Below are 17,982 nucleotides of genomic sequence, written 5' to 3'. Positions count from 1 at the left end.
GCAAGAGCGGACGGCGATTGTATGTTTTGATCGGATCGATAGGCATGGACCGGATTCCTGCCCGACGGGACACAGGCTTAAGGATGACTTAAGTCTGGCGCGGCAAGCTGGACCACGGATAAATCGCCAGGGTCGAACCATGCAACACGCTACTCGCACTGCCACCCCGCCTGCCGCCGCCGGCACCATCTGGGGACTGATCCGGCCGTTCTGGGTATCCGACCAGAAATGGGTCGCGCTGGGCCTGCTGGCGGCCATCATCGCCCTCAACCTGGGCATGGTGTATATCAACGTACGCCTCAACGGCTGGAACCGCGACCTGTACGACGTGCTGCAGGCGCGCGACTTCGCGCAGTTCAAGTCGCTGCTGTGGCAGTTCTCCTGGCTGGCCTTCGTCTTCATCGCCGTGGCCATCTACAGCGTCTACCTGCGCCAGGCGTTGCAGATCCGCTGGCGCTACTGGATGAGCGAGCGCTACATGGACCGCTGGCTGGCCCATCGGGCCTATTACCGCATCGAGCAGGACCAGGCCCGGCACCTGGCCGACAATCCCGACCAGCGTATCGCCGAAGACTTGAATGCGCTCACCTCCGACACCCTCGGCCTGGTGCTCGGGTTCATCTCCAGCAGTGTCACGCTGCTGTCGTTCGTGCACATCCTGTGGGTCGTCAGCGGCCCGGTCTCGCTGGCGGCGTTCGGCCATGCCTGGTCCGTTCCCGGCTACATGGTGTGGTTTGCGGTGCTCTACGCCATCGTCGGCTCGGGCCTGGTGTGGTGGATCGGGCGTCCGCTGGTGGGCTTGAACTTCGCCCAGGAAAGACTGGAAGCCAATTTCCGCTTCGGCCTCATCCGCGTGCGCGAACACGCCGAGGCGGTGGCGCTGTACCGGGGCGAGCGCCAGGAGCGCGCGCAGCTCGGCGCGCGGCTCGACGCCATCCGCGACAACTGGTGGGCCATCATGGGCGTGACCAAGCGTCTCAATGTCGCGGTCAATTTCTGCGGCCAGTTTGCGGTGATCTTTCCGATGCTGGTATCGGCGCCCCGGTATTTTTCAGGCGCCATCTCGCTGGGCGTGCTGATGCAGATCAGCAATGCCTTCGGCCAGGTGCAGGACGCATTGTCGTGGTTCATCAACGCCTTCACCACGCTGGCCAGCTGGAAAGCCAGCGTCAACCGGCTGGCCGGTTTCAATGCCGACGTCGAGCGCGCCGTCGCCGTGGCCGCCGTGAGCGCCATCGAGGTGCGGCGTGGCACCGGCAGCGCCCTGGCCATCGACGCCCTGGCGCTGGCGCTGCCCGACGGGACGCCCCTGTTGCAGCCGTTCGACGCCCGCCTGGAGTCGGGCGAGCATGTCCTGGTGAGCGGCCCGTCCGGATGCGGCAAGTCGACGCTGGTGCGTGCCATCGCCGATATCTGGGCCTACGGCAGCGGACGCATCACGTTGCCGGCCCAAGGCGACATCATGTTCCTGCCACAACGCAGCTATCTGCCGGTGGGCAGCTTGCGCGCGGCCCTGTCGTACCCGGCCGCGGAAGGCAGTTTCGACGACCAGCTCGTCACGCGCTATCTCACGCTGTGCCGTCTGGCGCACCTGGCCGCGCGGCTGGACCAGGCCGCCAACTGGAGCCAGGCGCTGTCGCCGGGCGAGCAACAGCGCCTGGCCTTCGTGCGGGTGCTGTTGAACCGCCCCGCGCTGGTGTGCCTGGACGAGGCCACCAGCGCCATGGATGGCGAGGCCGAGGAGGCGATGTATGCCGCCTTGCCGCGCGAATTGCCCGGCGTGACGGTGCTCAGCATCGCCCACCGCGAGACGGTGGCGAGGTTTCATGCGGTGCGCTGGCAGTTCGTGCCGCAGTCGCGGGGATGCCGCGTCGAGGTGCTGCGGCTATGACCGGTCGCTGGCGTCGGCCAGCATGCGGGCGGTGGCTTCATGACCGATCGAGGCCAGCGTGCGTTGCTGGTTCTCATTCCATAGTTGCATGACCATCATGGCGAATTCGACCTGCTCGCCGTCGGGCTCGATCACCTCTGCATCGGGGTGGCTTACACAGTGGCCGCGCTGGCGGATCAGCTCCAGCTGCAGCAGGTTGAGCGGACTGCCGTCGGTATTGACCAGTCCAGCATGGCCGCCCGGTTCGAGGCGTTCGTCGATGATGTGCCCACCCAGTCGCGTGGTGCGGAAATCGGACGGCCCCGGTGGCAGCTCGGTCAGTGTGATGCGCAGGGGTGGGCGGCCCTCCACGCGCAGCAGGTGATAAAGCCTGTCGATGAGCATCGGCGGATTCTTCCTGGCCACTTCCAGGTGCAGCGCGGGTTCGCCGCCGGCTTCGTCGTCGGAGTCGTCGACGCTGGCATCGCTGTCGTAGCGATCGATGTCGCTGAAGCCGGGCAGGCTCTCCAGATAGCGCATCGCCAGGCCGACCTCGTCAGCATCGAGTCGCGCCAGCGGGATGCTGATATGGGTGAACTGTTGGGCCACCTGCGCCAGTTCCTGTTCGAATTCGCCGCGCGTGTGCGCGTGCAACAGACGGTTGCGGGTGCGGCGCATCTGCACCCCCGGTAATCGGGAGGCTGCATGCTCGATGATATTGCGGGCGTTGCGGTCGATGCCGCGCAGGTATTGGATGTCCCGGTAGCCGAGGGGGCCGGCGGGTTGGAACGCCGAGGGCGGCTCGCGGTATGCGGCGTCGAAGGCGTATTGCAGGATCTGCTGTTGGATTTCCTGCGGGCACAGGCTGTATGAGGCTTTGATCATGATGGTACGGTGTTGCTGTCAAGGGTTGCGTGATGCGGCCATGCGCAAGTGGCAATGGCCTTGACCATGAATGGCATGGGCGGGCTGCGGGTTCCGACCCATTCCTAATTTGCATGACCCGTTACGTCACGCGCGCGGCTGTGCCAGAATGCCTGGCCGGCCGGCTTCGGCCCTCTTTCCCCTTCCTGCTCATTGGACAAGCGCACATGAACGATCCCATCGTCTACCTCAACGGCGAATTTACCCCTTTGTCGCAAGCCCGCGTGCCGGTGCTGGATCGCGGCTTCATCTTCGGCGACGGCATCTATGAAGTGATCCCGATGTATCGCCGCAAGCCCTTTCGCGGCCAGCAGCACCTGGCGCGCCTGTCGCGCAGCCTCGACAGCATCGGTATTGCCAATCCGCATGACCAGGCGCAATGGTTCGCACTGATCGACCAGGTGGTGCAGGCCAACGACCTGGACGACCAGATGATCTACATCCAGGTCACCCGCGGCGTGGCCAAGCGCGCCCATGCCTTTCCCAAGGAAGCCACGCCGACCGTGTTCATCATGACCAACGCCATGGTGCTGCCGTCGGCGTCGGCCATCGAAGGCGGCGTGGCCTGCGTGACGCTGGAAGATCGGCGCTGGCTGAATTGCCAGATCAAGGCCACCTCGCTGCTGGGCAACGTACTGGCGGCCCAGTTTGCCGCCGAGAACGAAGTGACCGAGGCGATCCAGTTCCGCGATGGCTTCCTGTCGGAAGCATCGTCGTCCAACGTATGGGTGGTCAAGGATGGCCGCATCGCGGCGCCTCCCAAGGACAACCTGATCCTGGAAGGTATCCGCTACGGACTGATGGAAGAGCTGTGCGCCGAGCAAGGCATCGCCCTGGAGGCACGCCGCATTACGCGCGAGGAAGTGTTTGCCGCCGACGAGCTGATCCTGTCGTCGGCCAGCAAGGAAGTGTTGCCGGTCGTCACGCTGGATGGCAAGCAGGTCGGCAGCGGCCACCCGGGTCCGGTGTTTGCCAAGGTACATGCTGCCTACCAGGCGGCCAAGGCGCGCCTGTAAGGCGGTTTGGCCGCTGGCGGCGAGGGCGCCGGGAGGCTAGAATTGCGCAATCGCCCGCCGGCCTGCTTGAAGGCAGCGCCTTCATCACCATATCGTTGCATTGAAACCAGTCCGCCCGAACCATCATGCCCCTGCCGACCGAAGAATCCCTCATCGAGTATCCCAGCGACTTCCCGATCAAGGTGGTCGGCGTCATGCATGATGAATTCGCCAATGAAATCGTCGAACTGGTGGTCCTGCATGACCCGGACTTCCATGCCGGCAAGGTCGAGATGCGACCCTCCACGCAAGGCAAGTACCTGTCGCTGACGTTGACCATTCGCGCCACCAGCCGCGAGCAGCTCGACAACCTTTATCGCGCACTGTCGTCCCACGAGCACGTCAAGTTCGTGCTCTGAGCAGCAGGTCTTTTACCGCGCAACCCGGCATCGCCCCCAGGCCATGCCGGGTTTGTCTTGTCCACAGGCGCTGCTTCAGCCGGGCCACCCCTGGGCCCGGAAACGCGCCATCTCTTCCATGATCCAGGCCTTGAAAGCCACCAGCGCGGGCTTGTCGCGGGATTCGGGCAGGCTTACCAGGTAATAGGCTTCGTCGGCCCGGATGGTCAGGTCGAACAGGCGCACCAGTTCGCCCTCGGCGATTTCGCGCGAGGCGATGACATGGCGCGACAGTGCCACCCCGTTGCCGGCGGCGGCGTCGCGCAAGGTCAGCGAGGAATCCTCGATCACCAGCCCGCCGCTGGGCTCGGGCAGGTCCAGCCCGGCCAGGCGCAGCCAGGGCTGCCACGATTCGCGTGTATCCATGCGCAGCAGGGTGCAGTCGCGCAGGTCGGCCGGCACCTGCGGCACCCGTGCCTGGCGCGTGCGGTAGCCTGGCGCGGCGACCGGATAGTAGTAATCGTCCGTCAACTTGTCCACAGTCAATCCCTCGTAGCGTCCATGGCCGAAGCGCAGGCCGACGTCGACGCCGTCCAGGCGCAGGTCGGCCAGGTGGCTGCCGGACTGCAGCACCACCTCGATATCGGGATGGGCATCGATGAACTTCCACAACCGTGGCGCCAGCCAGCGCGAAGCAAACGAGGGCGTGGCCGAGATCACCAGCCGCGCCTGGCGATTCAGGCTGCGCAGGTGCTCGGCGGCCTGGGCGATCTCGGTGAGCGACTTGCGCACCGTGGCGGCGAAGCGGCGGCCGGTATCGGTGATGGCAATGCGCTTGCCATGGCGGGTGAACAAGGCCAGGCCGAGATCGTCTTCCAGGCCACGCACCTGGTGGCTGACCGCGCCCGGGGTGACGTGGATCTCGGCCGCCGCGCGCGAAAAGCATTCATGGCGGGCCGCTGCATCGAATGCCCGCAGCGCGGCCAGGTTGGGCAGCTTGCGCAAGTCCGCCATGTATTTTCCTTGTGAATATTATTAGCAACGGCAGCCAATATAACTCGTTTTGCCACGGCCATGGTACCTCCTAAAATCAAAGCCTGACTGATCGGCAGCGCAACGACTGGAGAACGCCATGCAAAACTTATTCACAAGAGAATTGATCACCGGCGAATTCTGCCTGGATGCCGGGCAGACCCATGCCACGCGGCTGGCGCCGGCCGCACGCGTGAAGGTCAGCCACGGGCTGGTGTGGCTTACGCTGGAGCAGGGCGGGGGCGACATCTGGCTGCACGCCGGCCAGGAATTCGAGTTGCCGGGTGGCGGGCTGGCCGTCTTCGAGGCTGCCGGGGATTGCGCCCGTTTCCAGGTGCTGGGGCGGCCAGCGACCGGCGTGGCCCACCTCATGCGGTGGTTCCCGCATGGATTGTTGCGCTGGTGAGTCGTGCTGCGGTACCGACCTGTGGATAACTTGCACCGGCACGGCGCGTTGAAGCGAACTTCGCTACACTGGCGGCATGCAAACCGCACTTCACAGCGCCCCGGGCATCGCGCCGGTGGCCGTTCCCGCCGCCCCGCAGCTGATCTGGCGCGGCAACGAACCCTACGAAAACACCTTTGCGGCGATGCGCGCCTATACCGATGCGCGCAGCGCCGCCACGCCCGACCAGTTATGGATCGTCGAGCATGCGCCGGTCTATACGCTGGGCCTGGGGGCCGATCGATCGCATGTGTTGAATCCGCACGACATCCCGTTGGTGCAGACCGATCGCGGCGGCGAGGTCACGTTTCATGGACCGGGCCAGGTGGTGATCTACCTGCTGATGGACCTGCGTCGCCAGCGCCCCGGTGCGCGGCTGTTTGCCCGCGAATTCGTCTACAACATCGAGCAGGCGGTGATCGATACGCTGGCGGCGTATAATCTGGCCGGTGAACGCAAGCAGGGCGCGCCGGGCATCTATGCCGCCGACGGGCCGTGGCAGGGCGCCAAGGTAGCCGCACTGGGGTTGAAGATCCGCGGCAATGGCTGCACCTACCATGGGGTATCGCTCAACGTCGACATGGACCTGGCCCCGTTTTCGTGGATCAATCCCTGTGGTTACGCAGGCCTGGCCACGGTCGACATGAAGACGCTGGGTGCCGTTGCCGGCCTGGCCGAGGTACAGGCGCTGCTTGCCGAAAAACTGATTGCCCGCTTGCAGGGCTGAGCAAGGCGCCACGCCGACAAGGCCGCCGCCGCAAAGACGACATCATGACTACCGATATCACTCCAGCAGCAGAAACCTCCAGCAACGCCGCCCGTGTCAATCCGCTCGACAAGCAGAAGGGCGCGGGCAAGACGGCCTGGATCCCGATCAAGATCGTTGCCGCCGAAAAGCTGAAGAAGCCGGACTGGATCCGGGTCAAGGCCGGTTCGCCGACCACCCGCTTCTACGAGATCAAGGACATCCTGCGCGCCAACAACCTGGTCACCGTGTGCGAGGAAGCATCCTGCCCCAACATCGGCGAATGCTTCGGCAAGGGCACCGCGACCTTCATGATCATGGGTGACAAGTGCACCCGTCGCTGCCCGTTCTGCGATGTCGGTCACGGCCGTCCCGACCCGCTCGACCCCAACGAACCCGAGAACCTGGCCAAGACCATTGCCCAGCTGCGGCTGTCGTATGTGGTCATCACCAGCGTCGACCGCGACGACCTGCGCGACGGTGGCGCTGCCCACTTCGCCGCCTGCATCAAGCGCGTGCGCGAACTGTCGCCCGAGACCCGCATCGAGATCCTCACGCCCGACTTCCGCGGCCGCATGGACCGCGCGCTGGAGATCCTCAAGATGGCGCCGCCCGATGTGATGAACCACAACCTCGAGACTGCGCCGCGCCTGTACAAGGAAGCCCGTCCCGGTTCCGACTATGAGTATTCGCTGAGCCTGTTGAAGCGCTTCAAGGACCTGCATCCGGAGGTGCCGACCAAGTCCGGCATCATGGTCGGCCTGGGCGAGACCGACGAGGAAGTGTTGCAGGTCATGCGCGACATGCGCGCCAACAACGTCGACATGCTGACCATCGGCCAGTACCTGATGCCCAGCGGCGACCACCTGCCGGTGCGCCGCTACGTGCATCCCGATACGTTCAAGATGTACGAGGAAGAAGCCTACAAGATGGGCTTCGTACATGCTGCCGTGGGCGCCATGGTGCGGTCCAGCTATCACGCCGACCAGCAGGCGCACGGGCTGGTCTGATCGTATCAAAGCGGCCTGCAACGTTCATTCCGGCCAGATAGCCTCGGCCGCGATACCAGGCTGAAATCGCCCGCTGTCCGATTCCGATCGATGACGCAGGTGTCACCATGAGACGGCGACGGCTGGCAATGCCCTATTTGCCGCCGTTGCCGGCCTGGCGTCGACTCGTCGGCGCGCGTCGGCGCGAATCCCTTTTTTTCCAGCATCGTTGGTGCTACCCGTTGCCAGGCCGACCGGCTGTGCCACATGTCGGCCGGAACGCATCGCCTGCTTACTGCACCGGGCCTGACATGATTTACCTTCAGGACCACCGCCTACCTGCACGCAAGTAACGATCTGGATCCAAAGCGCCGCCGCCAGACTGTGCAATATCTGGCCGCTGCACAGCCAGGGGCCTCCGGTGCGCCGGTTCATCATTGTCCGTACCGAAACCGCCTGCGTCGATAGCGGGTCGTCCAATGTGACACATGCACTGCATAAATACTTATGTACTACTTCCGTGACGTTGATCTTATTAAGATCAACCCGTTGTAGTCGAGTTATTCATGCAAGGACGAAATCATGGTCTTCAACCAGGACAACCGGCTTTCCGCATCGCAGGTCGCAAAGAGGGACCCGCAGAAATTCACCCACTCCCTGGCTGTGGCCCGGGTTTTCCATCATGGCAAGAAGACCTCCGCGACCGCTTTTCGCGTCGGGTCGGGTAACCTCATGATGACCAATGCACATGTACTGTTACCGGGTAACCCGCGGCAGCTGAGCGTCGAATTTACCGATCGCGCCGGCCGCGTCACTCGCGTCAACGGAGACACGCTGCTTGCGGTGGGAACGGACTACAAGAACAGCAATGCTCATCCGAGCACCGGGGACGCGCAATACCTGGATTTTGCGCTCTTCACCATCAATCCAGCGCAGTTCCCCCGGGTGCAGAAATTTGGTTATCTCGAGTTGGACCCCGGCGGCGCCAAGCCGGGACAGCAGATCTATATCCCTCAATACGGCAAGATCGGAAAAGATATCTTGAAGACGTTCGCATTGACCGATGACGCCAGGGGGAGGGAACAACCCAGCCGGATCAATCGGGTTTATCGTGACAGTGACCTGGCGCCGCGTGACCACCACACCAATGTGCAATATACCGCCGACACCTCTGGAGGAGCCTCCGGCTCACCGGTGATATCGGCTGATACGAATAAGGTCATCGCACTGCATAATGGCCAGAACGAGCACACCAATATCGCCACGAATATTTCTTCCATCCTGCCATGGATCAAGGGTTTCCTGTCCGGTAGCACGGCCAAGCGCATGCCTGTCACGCCAACCCGGTCTCCTGCTCAACACCAGCAAGTCAGGCAGTATCAGGTGGGAGAGCGCCGCTATCACAATGGCGACCTGCAGGAGTGGTGGCAAAATCCCAGTGGAGGCCAGAGGTGGGTCGATGTATGGCAATCGAAACATTATGCCGTCGGGCATTTGGTGGTCAAGGACGGGGCCGCCTATGCCTATTTGGGCGACACCACAAAAGACGCTTCCCAATGGGCTCCCGTTTTCGATCCGAACCAGGACTACAGCCCCGACCAGCAGGTCTATTACTACGGGCGTATTGTCGAGGTGGGCAGCCTGAGCCAGGATCGGGCGCGGCCGGCGCGCTCGACCCCGATGTAGCACGGTCTTGCACCGCTGTGGCCACCTCTCGTCGGCCCATTCTCCAATCTCCGAAGATGCGATGTCGAACGCCCGGCGGTCACAGCCACGACCGTCTTGCCTTGGATGATCTCGATATCCAGCGATGCTTGGCGCTCGGCTGTACAAAGAGGTACATGGTCATGCGTATCGCATGATCGTCGCGGAATGCTTCCACACGCAAGCGCCTTGCCCAAGCGCGACACCGCATATCCGTGGAAGCTTGAGCATCAAAAAATAACTATGTACCACATCGATGAGCCCTGCATCCTTAGGATCAATTCATCGTTGGTTTGCAAATGGAAATCATTTTCCGCTGTTCGAGCAGGCCGGGTTGCGGCGACACGACGGGTGGCAAGACAGTATCCAGAAAAACCCGACCGTTCCCGGCCAAGCCCGTGTTTTAGGGAAACGCGAACGAGCTGGCAGGGCTGTTTTCGTGTCGAGCAGGGCAAACACATGATAACCAACGTGTCCACTTTGGATAACTTGAAACGTCGACAAAGAAATACCTGTTTCTTTGAAATTTTGGGGGTGAGAGATGACAATCAGCAGTCAGCACAATCGTTTTTGCATATTTCAGTGATAGCGGACACCTAGTTCGGCGAGGTGGACATTTTCAGTTCGGGCAAGCTGGACATGAGGAATTTTCAAATTTTTCATTTGTCATCTTCTGGCTCATCGAACACCAAACGCAGCGCGTATGGAATGGATCGCGGCCGGGTCACACCGGCGAACATCACGAGCAGCCGCTGCACCTCATGACTGGAAAATCCTGCCGGTGGCACATGCAGCTCTAGGCGGGCGTGAAGCAGGCTGCCATCATTCGTACGCTTCCCTGAGCGTTCGACCTTACCGCGCGCCTGACGCAGTTGCTTTGCCAGCATGTTGGGATCACATCCTCCTCCCGGATGAGCGATCGATTCGGCCAGCCTCCGTAACAGCAACCGGATCGGTGGGCGGTCGACGCTAGCGATGTTTTCTGCCACTCGTTGCGAGTCGAGTTCAACCGGGAATGAGATTTCCCCCAACGCCCGCCGAACCGATTCCCATATGGACTGCGATGGTGCGTAACAAGGCTGGGCGTCCTTCAGGAGCTGCGCCCACTGAGCCTCAGTGTCCACGTGGATGATTGAGCCTGTCAGTAATGCCACATACATAGCAGCTTCTAGATTCAGACCCTTGAATATCTGATGCTGCGCACCGTCCTTGCCTACGGGAAGCGCTTGCAGCAGCGCATATGGATCCGCCTCGGCCTGCTCCTTACAGTAAGCAATAAGCCGATCCGTCATCTCAGTGTCGGCGTCAGGCCTCTGTTTGGCAATCAAACGGCGCTGGTGCTCCTCCGGCAGCATCAAGATGGCGCGTCGCGTTTCCTCTTTTGCAAGCTCTAGGAAACGCTTCTGGCCGTCGCCTTTCGGAGGCTTCCATCCTTCTGTGCGTTGCGTAAGCACTTTCCGTACATGATGACCAAGTGGCGCACTGATCTCCCCAGGGTCGGGCACTAGATGAACGAGGCCGGCACGGATATACGGCTCCAGGATCAGAAGCAGCATGACGTTCTTGAGCGTCTGCATCTTGTGGCCAGCTGGCGACTCTATGGGGCTGAATTCTGGCTTCATGCGCGTACCTATGAAGAATGGGTTCACAAGCACGATCTCATCAACAAACGGCAGCCAGCCCAGTACCGCCGCTTCAATGGTGCGCGGATCACTGAAGCCCATATATACCGACCGCAAGACCTTCGAGTTGGGTCGCGGTAACAGTAAGGCTAGATCGGTGTCATCCGCCCACAAGCTAGCGAAAACACTATGAATTCGTTTGACATGCTCGTCATTCAGGTCGCGGCGAATATCTTCCCAAGATGCTCCCTCAGAGAGCCCCAAGATGTGCTGAACCGCGTTGCAGAACATCAGGTTACGTTCGCGCAGACCGTAGATATCCCACGGAGGGCGCTCTGAAGCTGGCAAACGCTGGCAACAGTCTTTGAAAGCGTATGCGCTGCCGCAGCCGCAGAATTCGTTGGCCCCAATGTTTTTGCGGGGAGATTTGCGGGTAAGGAACTCATGGGCCTTGGACGTACGGCCATATTCGTCCCAATAACCTGAGGTGCCATCTTTGTAACCGACATAGATCTCGCCACCAAAGCGCCATAGATCGTCCTTGGGTAGCAGCACGTTAGCGATCTGCGCCCATGCTCCTTTGAACTCCTGCTCCGGATAGAGCCACTTTTTTTCGGCGGCCGCGATGTAACGCCTCGCCCTCGACTTCAATAGATAGTTGATCGCGATCACCTCCTCCCGACTTAGGCGACGGCCGCGAATGAAGTTGTCAGTGCGCAACATCCCCTCGCCTAGGTGCCGGGCGTTCGTGCGCAGTCGCATCAGGTCAAGATGATTCTGTTCCTTAGCATATTCCAAGTGAGTGAGGATCAAGCAAGTGTTGGCGTCCAGGGCGAACACCGTCTGAGACCCAACTGCCGCCACCAGCGGATCCTGCGGGTAAGAACACTTCTCGGACGTCGGATTCATTGCCGCGTTGTAGACCGTAACGGGATGGTCCGTCAGGATGAACTTCACATCCGAATCGTGTGCCGAGACAATCTCCCTAACACCCTCGGCCCACATCGTGCAGTGCATGAACCGGAGTGCCTGCATCTCGACCATCAAATCAACTTGCCCCAGAGCGCCGTAACACGAGAGGATCCAGTCCAGCCCCTTGGGTGTGCGAAGCTTCTGCGCTGCCATGTGTTCAAAGAAGTCCTGAAACGATTCATGCACCTCGGCAGGATTCCCGAGCGAGAAGGCGCGGACTGCTTTTGCCCCTTGATCGTCAATGACACCAAACAAGTGCTTCTCGACTTCGTCGTTGACGACTGCGCCAAAATGGGTGGTATATAAGTCGTACTCCACGAAGCAGTTCTTCGTGCCCCATTCATGAAGCTCGGCGCGTGGCACTTGCCGGCCATCGGGTAGCGTCTTGCGATCCGGGGCCAAGTTGAGATGAAAGAGACGGGATTGGCCGGGAGCGAGAAAACCGCGCTGGTACCACTGCGGAACGTAATGATTGTTCCTAGTTTTCTGATCGGTCATTCGCTCACCTTGCCCGTTTTATACCTAAATTTTCACATAGACATTGTCCGCGACCGGCCAGACGCAGACATCATTAAAATTGAGCTTACTCAAGATATAGGTATGCAATAGAGAAAACCTAAACTATCGTTCCGCACGAATACGGAGAACTCAAATGGAGATAGGAAAGCGGTATAACGTTGCCTTCTCGACGGGACATTATGAAATCGAATACGAAAAGAATGTGACGTGCGTCAAGAAAACGCCTAAGTCATATCGAGTCAAAAGGGAGGACGGAACGACCAGGCTGGTCGGGCACGACTCTATTTTGGAGCTGAAAGAGCTTCGCGGCCTTTCAGATCTGTGAGATTTCTGTTTTCCTATACAGCGATCGGAAGGGGCGAGTCATTTTCCATCCCGACATGCCTCTTAGGCATCATCAGCAAGTTCGGAAAAGAAATCGAACCTCTGCTCGGAGAGCGGCCGCACCGATAGGACCATTTGTCTGGTGTCCCCCTCTCTTGCAAGAGGCCCGCGCAGGTAATGCCCTAATGCCAACTCAATAAGCGCCAAGGTCTCCCCGGCAATTGACAGAAGAAGCTCCAATCCCTTGTTAAGCCCCCGAGCCGGATCTTCAGGGTCCGCAAGATTCAACCATGCCAAATTTGCGAAGGCGTCAGCTGTTGCGTACAGCGTGTGCGCACTTCGTTCCCCATAAAAGACACGAAAGTCCCAATGTTCATTGACGTCGCTTAAAGCAACTTTCACATCATTGAACACGGGGTAATGATTGAAATGTTTGTTCCTGGCTTTACGAATCCAGGCGTTAGAAGAAAACTGCACCAGGACACTTTCTACCGCGGCCCGTCCTTCCGCTGGAGACTCACGAACGAAATTAGTGACCAAGAAGTCGCCTATTCTTTTTTCGTCTCGCAAAAGAGTGTCAAACTCAATCAGCTTGCCTAACATCAGCCTTGTAAGAAACATAAGCTGGAGTGCATGCCCGTCCTTGACAATCGAAGACTCGGCGTCAATGTTCTTCTGTGCTATATACAGCATCCGCTGAAGCCATGAAATCTCATGAAAAATGTGCCCTAAGAGAAGCAATGCATATTGATCTGCTGGAGGAATCTTCGCGAACACAGATCCGCTGATAATCTGTTCATGCACACGGATGACGCCTTTAGGCAGCTCTCTGCCGAGAGTCTTTCGCAAACGCTTTTTCTTCATCCGCATTTTCATTCTGGTCCCCAATAATTGACACCCTGTATCTTTGCACGAGTATGAGTCATGTATGTCTATTTCGATCATAACGTCCTGATTGACGCAAACCATGCCAGGCTTGAAGGGAACTGGGGGGTGTGGCATGAGCTTCAGTCGAAACTTGCACGGCTCTCTGCAAGAGTGGTGCTATCGGCATGGCACATGGTGGAGAACGCCAAAGCTCGTGACAACCAGGAGCGCCGAGCATACAGCGCCATGATCACCGAGTTACAACCACTCTTTCTCAGCAACAACAACTTTGTGAAGCAGAATGAGTTAGTTCGTTATCTCTTTAATGCCGGTGCATGGATCGAAAATGGAGAAGATCGATTGCCATTTCACGATAGCCTAGCCGGGATGTGGACCACTTATGGCGGTCCAGTATTCATTGGCGAACAGTTTGGTGAGTTCGTTGAGCAGCTTGTCACTGATCCTCAACTTCGGGCACGGATCATGACACCGCTAGCCGAAGCACTAGCGTTGGTAAAGGGCGCACGCGAGGCGATTCAGGAAGATCCCGGTTTGATTGGCGCCGAAGCCATCGTCAATCGAGAATGGCTGTTTGATCATTTGCCAGAAAGAGACCGGCAAGGCCAATTTATACCATTGGCATATAGAGAGTCCGCGGCGCGCTTTGCTGCCGAGTCGATTGGACAGGTATTGGAATCCTGTCCAACGATATTGGCCGACGATCTTCGTTATAGAAACGCTTTGCTCACAAACAATAGAATTGATGCAAATGACGCTGCCGACACTCAACACGTGATCTTGCCAGTTGTTCACTGCGACCTGATCGTTACCCGTGACCGCCGCCTGCGTCGCTTTATTAACGAAGCCGGATTGAGGTGCAAAGCAGTGGAATCACTTGACGCTGTTTAGCCAGAAGTCCCCATCGATTTCAAGCTCAGGAAAAACAAGCATGAAAAGACTACTAATTCGGTGGTTCGTAGGTTGGACCGATTCTTGGAATCAGGAGATGCATCGTGAAATCGAGCATCGTGTTATTGAGGCTCATAAGCGTCATTTCCCGGAGATCTCGCCAAATCGTGAGGAAATGATCAACCAAATGAGGGAGTTCTACTACAGCAGAATGATAGCTACGGCCAATTTGCTAGTTGCCGCCGGAGCGATTTTATTAGCGCTGGTCGCATTAATTGTCTCTGCTATAGGCGTTATTAAGGCATGGTGAAATCCTGAAAGGTGAGCTTTTACAGGGAGGTGAGCTTTTACAGGGACCATAGCCACACTGCCGCAACCACGCTATCATGAAAGCGCGAGCCCCCGGTGCGACCTCTGCGAAAGCATGCCCCGGGGGCATGTGTTTTATAGCCAGGAATTCTCCCCTGGTATTTTTCCTGACCATGGTATTTCTGCACCAAAGGAGTTTGCTGTGGCAATTACTTCCTTACACGCGCAAGACTTTGCTCAAGATGTGCAAAAGGCCATTGCTGCGACCGAGAATGGACCAGTCTTTATTACAGACCGCGGCATACCGAGCCATGTTCTACTCAGCTACCTGGAATATCAACGCTTACTCGCGCTGAAGCGCAGCATCGCCAGCAACCTTGCTATGCCCGGCAATGCTGACGTCGAATTCGAGGTACCACGTGCCAATATATGCCTCCGCCCAGCGGACTTCCTGTGATTGGGAAAAAAGCTGATGTACATCGTTTCTATACCTCCAAAAGCTTGATCCCACGCCTGCGAGCGCCACCTCTCGGCGATTTGGCCGCCCAGGCTGCCAACCATCCTTCCGCCCTAGTTGTGATCGGCGTCCACAAGTAAACCGCCCCTCCTATCGCCTCAACGACCTTGGCTCCAAGTTCCTCTCCATAAAGAACGGCTGACAGGATACGAAGACTATTAGCCGATGTGTCGGCCTGCTTCCTGACTAGGCTAGCCAAATGAGGACGCCGTACGTCCAGCCAATGAGATAAGCCAGATGGCGGTAGAAGCGCAGGTAGGTCAAAGCCTGACTGGTGGAATTCCATCTCGTCCCGAGTAGTTAGGGCCAGCACATGCTGCTCAAAGGCTGTTCTCAGACGTTGCGCTTGCTTCAAAGATATATGTGCACAAGCCGGCTGACTACGGGCGGCTGAAGCCTCATCAAAACTGGTCGTATGGAAGGCACATACGTCCTTTCGCCTTGCAGGAAGCCAGCAATATTTGCAGAAACGGTACAGATCCCTCGTGCCGTCATTGGTTTCTAAAAGTGGCTTGGCGATGGGGACTCCGAGGTAGCCGCACACTCGGTTGAACGAGAAAACCTCGATAAAAGGTGGGAAGTCAATTTCCCGCGGCGGCCTGTCCGAATGCCTCACAAACAACTCAATCAATCGACCAATCGCGGCCAACAGTTGCTTCTGCTGCGATTCGGAAGCAAATACCAATGCCGGATAGAGGGTCCGAATCTTGTCCCAGGATGGCTGGCCCTGAATAGAGACCAGAGCACTGTCCACGTCGGAAAGAAGCGGCACCAAATGCTCGCGAATTACTTTGATCGCAACAGCTGGCGTGACAGCCCGGTCTTCGACCGCTGCGGCCATGCGCCTCAGCACTGAATGATAGGGGTCTGGGATGCTGTCGAGATCTAGATCGTCCAAGTGAAAAGGCATTTCAAATGTCCAGATAGCCTAGTAGTTTTCGCGACACGTTCTGCGTAGGATGAGCCACCGATTGTTTGGTTACCGTCCAACAGCATCGTTTCGGCAACATGGGCGGCGTTTCGGCAACGTGGACAGCAATTTAATGCTGCTGTGGGCGATGTTTGGCATCGCGAACATCAATTACTTGAGGAGATTTTTCACCTAGTCAGTAACTAAGAACAAAAAATCCCCCCTAAAAAAGCGAAAAGCCCGAGTGACCAGACTCGGGCTTTATCGTCGGCCGTAACCGAAAAGATCTCAGATCTCGCGGAGGAGTATCGGCTGCAACGTCTTTCCTGTCAAGGAGAGCGTAAGGGGAATGCACACCCTTTTGCGGCGCGACTCCTGCGCTGCTTGGAAGATGCCTATGAGGCTAGAAATCTATTTGCAGCGTGAAATAGCGCGGCTGCACTTCTATGAGCTATCTAGTTCAGATAGAACCATCGCCGACACTGTTGGTATTTCTCCCACGACCGTGGGTGTCTTGCGCAATAAACTGCGAGCAACAACGCTTAATTGGAGTGACATCCAAGATCTCGATGATGATCAGTGGCGCACCGTGATCGGTACTCACGATCGCAGCGTTGCCGCCCCGAAGCCAGCACCAAATTGGGAATGGGTCCATCAAGAGATGCAGGCAGAAGACGCCACCCTGGAGCATATCTGGCAAGAATGGCGTGAATCCGAGCCGACCGGCATTGGCTACACTCAATTTACCTCGGGGTATCGTAAGCACGTCAGGAAACTGCACATCGTCATGCGGCGCGTTCATTTTCCGGGCGATAAGCTGTTTGTTGATTTTGCGGGGCGGACCATCGATGTCCACGATGCCGAAACAGGCGCCATCGAAGAAGCTCAGATCTTCCTTGGTGTGCTTGGCTATTCCAACTACACGTTTATCTATGCAGTCCCCAGCCAAAAAACGGCAGATTGGGTTGAATGCCATATCAAGTGCTTTGAGTACATGGGCGGAGCACCGGCCTGGGTCGTGAACGACAACCTAAAAGCCGGTGTATGGAGAAGAGAACGTGATCGCATCGTCATCAATCCTACCTATCGGGACTGCCTAGCGCACTATGGCACCGCCGCCCGGCCAACCAGAAGTCGCAAGCCGAAGGGCAAGCCCAAGGTGGAGGTCGGCGTTCAAATCGCACAACGGCTCCTATTTCGGCTGCGGCATCGAAAGTTCTTTACCTACGAAGAACTGAATACTGAGCTTTATGCGCTGAGTGAGAGGATCAATCACCATCCTTTTAAGAAGCTGGAAGGATGTCGGCATCAGTGGATGGAAGATACCGAGAGGGTCAAGCTTCGCCCGTTGCCGGCTCAACCATTTGAGCTGTGTGACTGGAGATATCAGGTCCGAGTTGGCCAGGATTATCACGTAGAGCATCAAGGGGCGTTCTATTCTGTCCCTTACTACCTGGCAGGTAATCGAGTGGATCTGAGATTCACTCAGACCATCATGGAAATCTTCCTGGCCGGCCGCCGCGTCGCAATGCACCTTATTCAAGTGAAGCAGGGAGCCGCGGTGACCGAGCCAGAACACAGGCCGCTTTCGCACATAGCCGTCGCTGAGGCTGAACCCGCAGAACTGACCCGTTGGGCAGAAACAGTTGGCCCCAATGCCCACAAGATGATCGCGTACCACCTCCATGATCGACGCGATCCGACGAACGGGCTTCGTGCTGCTCAGCGGATGCGAAGCCTGGCAAGAACACACGGGAATGAACGCTTCGAGGCCGTATGCGCCTATGCACTGAGATTGCATATCACAAGCCTTCGCAACGTGGAGTCTGTTTTCAAGACGAACGTCGATTTGCGTCCTGCCAAGGCCCAAGACAGTGAATCTCGTCCCACCCACGACAACGTGCGCGGGCCTGAATATTTCGGAGAATGAC

At 58.3% G+C, this 17,982-nt stretch carries 16 protein-coding genes; 11 read left to right on the top strand and 5 right to left on the bottom strand.

The window, feature by feature from the left end; genetic code table 11:
• Positions 1-139: 139 nt before the first annotated feature.
• On the top strand, positions 140-1,891 hold the full coding sequence (locus PMI40_RS19900) for an ABC transporter ATP-binding protein/permease (protein WP_008119070.1): 1,752 nt from the start codon (positions 140-142) through the stop codon (positions 1,889-1,891).
• Here PMI40_RS19900 and PMI40_RS19895 read toward each other — a convergent pair.
• Positions 1,886-2,755, bottom strand: a complete 870-nt coding sequence (locus PMI40_RS19895; RefSeq protein ID WP_008119068.1) for a hypothetical protein — start codon at positions 2,753-2,755, stop codon at positions 1,886-1,888. The two genes, PMI40_RS19900 and PMI40_RS19895, sit on opposite strands and share 6 nt — an antisense overlap.
• 206 nt (positions 2,756-2,961) lie before the next feature.
• Between PMI40_RS19895 and PMI40_RS19890 the strand changes: the two genes are divergently transcribed.
• Entirely contained in the window at positions 2,962-3,810 is an 849-nt protein-coding gene (locus tag PMI40_RS19890) for a D-amino acid aminotransferase (protein ID WP_008119066.1), read from the top strand.
• 125 nt (positions 3,811-3,935) lie between these two features.
• The gene (locus PMI40_RS19885; RefSeq protein WP_008119064.1) at positions 3,936-4,208 is read left to right on the top strand and encodes a DUF493 family protein; all 273 of its coding nucleotides are present in this window, start codon (positions 3,936-3,938) and stop codon (positions 4,206-4,208) included.
• Positions 4,209-4,283: 75 nt separating this feature from the next.
• On the opposite strand, the gene gcvA is transcribed toward PMI40_RS19885, so the two are convergent.
• Complete coding sequence (gcvA, locus tag PMI40_RS19880) at positions 4,284-5,201, bottom strand: transcriptional regulator GcvA (RefSeq protein WP_008119062.1); 918 nt, start codon at positions 5,199-5,201, stop codon at positions 4,284-4,286.
• 118 nt (positions 5,202-5,319) lie between these two features.
• On the opposite strand from gcvA, the gene PMI40_RS19875 reads away from it, so the two are divergent.
• From PMI40_RS19875 to PMI40_RS19860, 4 genes are all read left to right on the top strand, one after another.
• Entirely contained in the window at positions 5,320-5,625 is a 306-nt protein-coding gene (locus tag PMI40_RS19875) for a DUF2917 domain-containing protein (RefSeq protein WP_008119060.1), read from the top strand.
• A 76-nt stretch (positions 5,626-5,701) separates the two neighbouring features.
• Complete coding sequence (gene lipB / locus PMI40_RS19870; protein ID WP_008119058.1) at positions 5,702-6,391, top strand: lipoyl(octanoyl) transferase LipB; 690 nt, start codon at positions 5,702-5,704, stop codon at positions 6,389-6,391.
• A gap of 44 nt (positions 6,392-6,435) precedes the next feature.
• Positions 6,436-7,419: a lipoyl synthase gene (gene lipA, locus PMI40_RS19865; protein WP_008119057.1), complete on the top strand. Its 984-nt coding sequence runs from the start codon at positions 6,436-6,438 to the stop codon at positions 7,417-7,419.
• Positions 7,420-7,980: 561 nt separating this feature from the next.
• Complete coding sequence (locus PMI40_RS19860; protein ID WP_008119055.1) at positions 7,981-9,084, top strand: serine protease; 1,104 nt, start codon at positions 7,981-7,983, stop codon at positions 9,082-9,084.
• Positions 9,085-9,761: 677 nt separating this feature from the next.
• Here the strand turns inward: PMI40_RS19860 and PMI40_RS19855 are convergent.
• The gene (locus PMI40_RS19855) at positions 9,762-12,194 is read right to left on the bottom strand and encodes a DUF4238 domain-containing protein (RefSeq protein ID WP_008119053.1); all 2,433 of its coding nucleotides are present in this window, start codon (positions 12,192-12,194) and stop codon (positions 9,762-9,764) included.
• A gap of 408 nt (positions 12,195-12,602) precedes the next feature.
• Complete coding sequence (locus tag PMI40_RS19845; protein ID WP_157221626.1) at positions 12,603-13,403, bottom strand: hypothetical protein; 801 nt, start codon at positions 13,401-13,403, stop codon at positions 12,603-12,605.
• 60 nt (positions 13,404-13,463) lie between these two features.
• Here PMI40_RS19845 and PMI40_RS19840 point away from each other — a divergent pair, with 60 nt between their 5' ends.
• The 3 genes from PMI40_RS19840 (at position 13,464) to PMI40_RS23465 (ending at position 15,081) form a co-directional block, all read left to right on the top strand.
• The gene (locus PMI40_RS19840) at positions 13,464-14,315 is read left to right on the top strand and encodes a hypothetical protein (protein ID WP_008119048.1); all 852 of its coding nucleotides are present in this window, start codon (positions 13,464-13,466) and stop codon (positions 14,313-14,315) included.
• 40 nt (positions 14,316-14,355) lie between these two features.
• On the top strand, positions 14,356-14,625 hold the full coding sequence (locus PMI40_RS24130) for a hypothetical protein (RefSeq protein ID WP_008119047.1): 270 nt from the start codon (positions 14,356-14,358) through the stop codon (positions 14,623-14,625).
• A gap of 201 nt (positions 14,626-14,826) precedes the next feature.
• Positions 14,827-15,081, top strand: a complete 255-nt coding sequence (locus PMI40_RS23465; RefSeq protein ID WP_081496500.1) for a type II toxin-antitoxin system Phd/YefM family antitoxin — start codon at positions 14,827-14,829, stop codon at positions 15,079-15,081.
• A gap of 28 nt (positions 15,082-15,109) precedes the next feature.
• Here PMI40_RS23465 and PMI40_RS19835 read toward each other — a convergent pair whose 3' ends face one another.
• Positions 15,110-16,051 (bottom strand): hypothetical protein, encoded by a 942-nt coding sequence (locus PMI40_RS19835; RefSeq protein ID WP_008119046.1) that lies wholly within the window; start codon positions 16,049-16,051, stop codon positions 15,110-15,112.
• A gap of 397 nt (positions 16,052-16,448) precedes the next feature.
• Here PMI40_RS19835 and istA point away from each other — a divergent pair, with 397 nt between their 5' ends.
• Positions 16,449-17,981: an IS21 family transposase gene (istA, locus tag PMI40_RS19830; RefSeq protein ID WP_040502537.1), complete on the top strand. Its 1,533-nt coding sequence runs from the start codon at positions 16,449-16,451 to the stop codon at positions 17,979-17,981.
• The last annotated feature ends 1 nt before the right edge of the window (position 17,982 follow it).

The organism is Herbaspirillum sp. YR522 (assembly GCF_000282575.1).
Classification (GTDB): domain Bacteria; phylum Pseudomonadota; class Gammaproteobacteria; order Burkholderiales; family Burkholderiaceae_D; genus Herbaspirillum.
Note: the sequence above shows the minus strand (reverse complement) of the source record. Positions and strands in the feature narration are given on the sequence as shown.

Bases quoted from the DNA above. Each gene is read 5' to 3' on its own strand.
- istA (WP_040502537.1), top strand. From the start codon at position 16,449: ATGAGGCTAGAAATCTATTTGCAGCGTGAAATAGCGCGGCTGCACTTC.
- PMI40_RS19875 (WP_008119060.1), top strand. From the start codon at position 5,320: ATGCAAAACTTATTCACAAGAGAATTGATCACCGGCGAATTCTGCCTG.
- PMI40_RS19860 (WP_008119055.1), top strand. From the start codon at position 7,981: ATGGTCTTCAACCAGGACAACCGGCTTTCCGCATCGCAGGTCGCAAAG.
- gcvA (WP_008119062.1), bottom strand. From the start codon at position 5,201: ATGGCGGACTTGCGCAAGCTGCCCAACCTGGCCGCGCTGCGGGCATTC.
- PMI40_RS19845 (WP_157221626.1), bottom strand. From the start codon at position 13,403: ATGAAGAAAAAGCGTTTGCGAAAGACTCTCGGCAGAGAGCTGCCTAAA.
- lipB (WP_008119058.1), top strand. From the start codon at position 5,702: ATGCAAACCGCACTTCACAGCGCCCCGGGCATCGCGCCGGTGGCCGTT.
- PMI40_RS19890 (WP_008119066.1), top strand. From the start codon at position 2,962: ATGAACGATCCCATCGTCTACCTCAACGGCGAATTTACCCCTTTGTCG.
- PMI40_RS19900 (WP_008119070.1), top strand. From the start codon at position 140: ATGCAACACGCTACTCGCACTGCCACCCCGCCTGCCGCCGCCGGCACC.
- lipA (WP_008119057.1), top strand. From the start codon at position 6,436: ATGACTACCGATATCACTCCAGCAGCAGAAACCTCCAGCAACGCCGCC.
- PMI40_RS19835 (WP_008119046.1), bottom strand. From the start codon at position 16,051: ATGCCTTTTCACTTGGACGATCTAGATCTCGACAGCATCCCAGACCCC.
- PMI40_RS19895 (WP_008119068.1), bottom strand. From the start codon at position 2,755: ATGATCAAAGCCTCATACAGCCTGTGCCCGCAGGAAATCCAACAGCAG.
- PMI40_RS19855 (WP_008119053.1), bottom strand. From the start codon at position 12,194: ATGACCGATCAGAAAACTAGGAACAATCATTACGTTCCGCAGTGGTAC.
- PMI40_RS19885 (WP_008119064.1), top strand. From the start codon at position 3,936: ATGCCCCTGCCGACCGAAGAATCCCTCATCGAGTATCCCAGCGACTTC.
- PMI40_RS24130 (WP_008119047.1), top strand. From the start codon at position 14,356: ATGAAAAGACTACTAATTCGGTGGTTCGTAGGTTGGACCGATTCTTGG.
- PMI40_RS19840 (WP_008119048.1), top strand. From the start codon at position 13,464: ATGTATGTCTATTTCGATCATAACGTCCTGATTGACGCAAACCATGCC.